Here is a 3,599-nt window from a genome sequence, read left to right on the forward strand (position 1 = left end):
ATGCTGGACGGTCTACGACTGCCCGACGAGGAGGTCCGCTCCACCTGGCCTGGCGCAGGTCGGTCCACTCCACCGCGTGTGGTCGGCGGCGGGCGGGATGGCCGCAGGCTCGGCACACATATGATGACGACGCCATCCCGTGACCAGCCGATCGGAAGCACGGCCAAATGACAGGTTTACCCGCTGCCGCACTGGTGTCGATCCTCGTTCTGCTCGCAGTGCTGGCCATCGACGTATGGGTTTACGCGGACGCCAAGGAGCGACTGAGGCGCGGGAACCCGGTCGCTGTCTCGCTTGGGTCTTTCCGACTGGAGACCCCGGAGGCGTGGTTCCTGGGCTGTCTGATCCTGTGGGTTGTGTTCTTCCCGCTCTACCTGACAGCCACGGGGCGGAACCCCTTCGCTCACAGCAAGGCCTGACAACAACAGGGTGCAGTCGTGCTGTGGGCCATCCATGGGCCAGCAACGGTGCTGAGCCCGGTCGCGGCTGGGGACTAGGGGTCATTGCGGCGCCACCTACGACCACGCCTGCCGGACATCCCCCCGCTACGGAGCGCTACTTTCTCGCGGCCGGTTGCGGGCTGCGCCTGGGTGAAATCCTCGGCTTGGAGGTGGACGACATCGACTTCGACGTGCGGGAGGTGCACGTCCGACGCCAACTCAAGGTGCTCAAGGGCCGTCAGCCGTTCCTCGGACCGGTCAAGACCAGCACCAGCGCCCGCACGGTCGAGCTGCCTGACGTCGTGGCGGTGGCGTTGCGTCAGCACCTGGCCGACGGGTGCGACGCGGTCGAGGTCGACGACGACACGGACCGTCGCCGGCCGGTCCGCCGGGCCGCACGCCTGCTGTTCAAGGGTGTCGGCGGTGAGCCCGTCAATGCGGCGACCTTCTCGCGGACGTGGGCCACCGCACGGGGAGCGGTCGGGCTGCCGGCGCGGTGGGGGATTCACGGACTACGGCACTACTACGCGACGGTTCTGATCCACGCGGGCGCGTCGGTGAAGACGGTGCAGCTCGCGTTGGGGCACAGCACGCCGACCATCACGCTCAACACCTACGTGCACGAGTGGCCGGACGCGCTCGACCGGACCCGGTTGCTCATCGACGGTGCGCTCGGCCAACACGAAACGGCGGCCACGCCGGCTGTGAGCCGGGCATGACCGCCGTCCGTGAGGTTGTACCCAACCTGTACCCAAGATCAGTAGTGATCCTGTTGGTGCAGGTCAGAGCCTTGATCAGGCTCAGCAGTCGTAGTACATGGCGAATTCGTGCGGGGTCGGGCGCAGACGCACCGGGTCGACCTCGTTGGCGCGCTTCCAGTCGACCCAGGTGGAGATCAGGTCGGGGGTGAAGACACCGCCGTCGAGCAGGTAGTCGTGGTCGGCCTCCAGCGAGTCGAGCACGGCCGGCAGCGAGCCCGGGACCTGCTTGACGTCGCCCCACTCCTCCGGCGGGAGGTCGTAGAGGTCCTTGTCGATCGGCGTCGGCGGCTCGATCTTGCTCTTGATGCCGTCCAGGCCGGCCATCATCATGGCCGAGAAGGCCAGGTAGACGTTGGCCGACGGGTCCGGAACGCGGAACTCGACGCGCTTGGCCTTCGCGTTGCTGCCGGTCACCGGGATGCGGGTGCAGGCGGAGCGGTTGCGCTGCGAGTAGACCAGGTTGACCGGAGCCTCGTAGCCGGGCACCAGGCGGCGGTACGAGTTGACCGTCGGGTTGGTGAAGGCCAGCAGCGACGGCGCGTGGTGCAGCAGGCCGCCGATGTACCAGCGGGCGGTGTCGGACAGGCCGGCGTAGCCGGTCTCGTCGTAGAACAGCGGCTCACCGTTGAGCCAGAGGCTCTGGTGGGTGTGCATGCCGGAGCCGTTGTCGCCGAACAGCGGCTTGGGCATGAAGGTCGCGGTCTTGCCGTTGGCCCAGGCCTCGTTCTTCACGATGTACTTGAAGAGCTGGAGCTGGTCGGCGGCGTGCAGCAGGGTGGAGAACCGGTAGTTGATCTCGGACTGACCGGCGGTGCCCACCTCGTGGTGCGAGCGCTCCACGGTGAAGCCGGTGTCGACGAGCCGACGCACGATCGAGTCGCGCAGGTCGGCGTAGTGGTCGACCGGGGGCACCGGGAAGTAGCCGCCCTTGTACGCGGTCTTGTAACCGCGGTTGCCGCCCTCCTCCTCGCGGCCGGTGTTCCACGCGCCCTCGACCGAGTCGATGTAGTAGAACGACTGGTGCGCCGAGGTCTCGTGGCGGATCGAGTCGAAGATGTAGAACTCCGCCTCGGCGCCGAAGTAGGCGGTGTCGGCGATGCCGCTCGCGGCGAGGTACGCCTCGGCCTTCTTCGCGACGTTGCGCGGGTCGCGGGTGTAGGCCTCGCGGGTGAACGGGTCGTGGATGAAGAAGTTGAGCGCGAGGGTCTTCTGCGCCCGGAACGGGTCGATGAACGCGGTGGCGACGTCCGGGAGCAGGAGCATGTCCGACTCGTGGATCGCCTGGAAACCGCGGATCGACGAACCGTCGAACGCGAGGCCGTCGGTGAAGAGGTCGTCGTTGACGGACTCGACCGGCAGGTTGAAGTGCTGCATCACGCCGGGCAGGTCACAGAAACGAACGTCGACGAACTTCACGTCCTCGTTCTTGAGGTATCGCAGCAGTTCCTCGGGATTGGCGAACACACATCCTCCTGGCACGTCCACGGGGTGGCTAGGCTCCTGGCGACGCTATGGCCGGGGGGTTGCCCGGCCATGTCTTGAGTGTTTCTGCCGTGTTACGTCCCTCGCGGAGCGTCAGCGACGCTCCTGTCCACGCACTCAGCCTGCGCGAACGCCGTACCGGCTGTGCCAGTGTAATGACACTTGATGCCATTGGCCCGAATCGGCACGCAGTGGTGACGGCGATCCGAGGCCCCGATTCGGACGCGGATACCCTTGATCGCTGTGACCAATCCGCACGTCCCGGCAGCGCCGGCCACCGATCCCACCTTCACCCCGCCGAGCCTGGGTCGACGCTTCGGAGCGTTGATCATCGACTGGGTGCTCTGCCTGCTGGTGGCCAACATCTTCGCCGATCCGGTACGCGACGGCTGGGCTCCGGTGCTGGTGCTGATCCTGGAGTACGGCATCTTCCTCGGCCTCTTCGCCCAGACGCCGGGCATGTACATCACCAAGGTCCGCTGCGTGAACTGGCACGACGGAGGCCGGATCGGCGTGCTCCGCGCGCTGGCCCGGGGCGTGCTGCTGGCGCTCGTCGTCCCCGCGCTGATCATGGACGAGCACCGTCGGGGCGTGCACGACCGCCTCGTCGACTCGGTCATCGTCGACGCCCCGCGCGGCTGACGCCCCCCGACACCCGGACTCACGCGCCCCCGCCCCGCCCCGGTGGGGCCCTCGCTGGCCGGGTCGGCGGTCACCTCGCGGCGCGCCTGTCGATGCCGGCTTCCCGCAGGCCGGCCCGGCAAGATCCGCACAACATCGGGGATGTTGCTGTCTCCCGCGCGTTGGAGGCAGCAACATCGGGGATGTTGCGCGGATCTTGGGCGCGGGGCGCGGGGCGCGGGGCGCGGGGCGCGGGGCGCGGGGCGCGAAAAGTGCCGGACCCATCCGGAGATCG

4 protein-coding genes are annotated in these 3,599 nt (G+C 67.9%); 3 read left to right on the top strand and 1 reads right to left on the bottom strand.

The features are described 5' to 3' along the window. Positions 1 to 194 precede the first annotated feature (194 nt). Both AB0J68_RS29300 and AB0J68_RS29305 read left to right on the top strand, forming a co-directional pair. Positions 195 to 419, top strand: coding sequence for a hypothetical protein (locus AB0J68_RS29300; protein ID WP_354861376.1), 225 nt, complete (start codon positions 195 to 197; stop codon positions 417 to 419). A gap of 23 nt (positions 420 to 442) precedes the next feature. Continuing rightward, positions 443 to 1,159 (top strand): site-specific integrase, encoded by a 717-nt coding sequence (locus AB0J68_RS29305; RefSeq protein ID WP_363941778.1) that lies wholly within the window; start codon positions 443 to 445, stop codon positions 1,157 to 1,159. A gap of 81 nt (positions 1,160 to 1,240) precedes the next feature. Here AB0J68_RS29305 and glnA read toward each other — a convergent pair whose 3' ends face one another. Next, positions 1,241 to 2,665 carry a type I glutamate--ammonia ligase gene (gene glnA / locus AB0J68_RS29310; RefSeq protein WP_354861378.1) on the bottom strand — a complete coding sequence of 475 codons (1,425 nt, stop codon included), beginning with the start codon at positions 2,663 to 2,665 and terminating at the stop codon, positions 1,241 to 1,243. A gap of 321 nt (positions 2,666 to 2,986) precedes the next feature. On the opposite strand from glnA, the gene AB0J68_RS29315 reads away from it, so the two are divergent. Continuing rightward, complete coding sequence (locus AB0J68_RS29315; protein ID WP_355069034.1) at positions 2,987 to 3,325, top strand: RDD family protein; 339 nt, start codon at positions 2,987 to 2,989, stop codon at positions 3,323 to 3,325. Positions 3,326 to 3,599 lie beyond the last annotated feature (274 nt).

Source organism: Micromonospora sp. NPDC049580, from assembly GCF_040675595.1.
In the GTDB taxonomy this organism is placed as follows: Bacteria; Actinomycetota; Actinomycetes; order Mycobacteriales; family Micromonosporaceae; genus Micromonospora.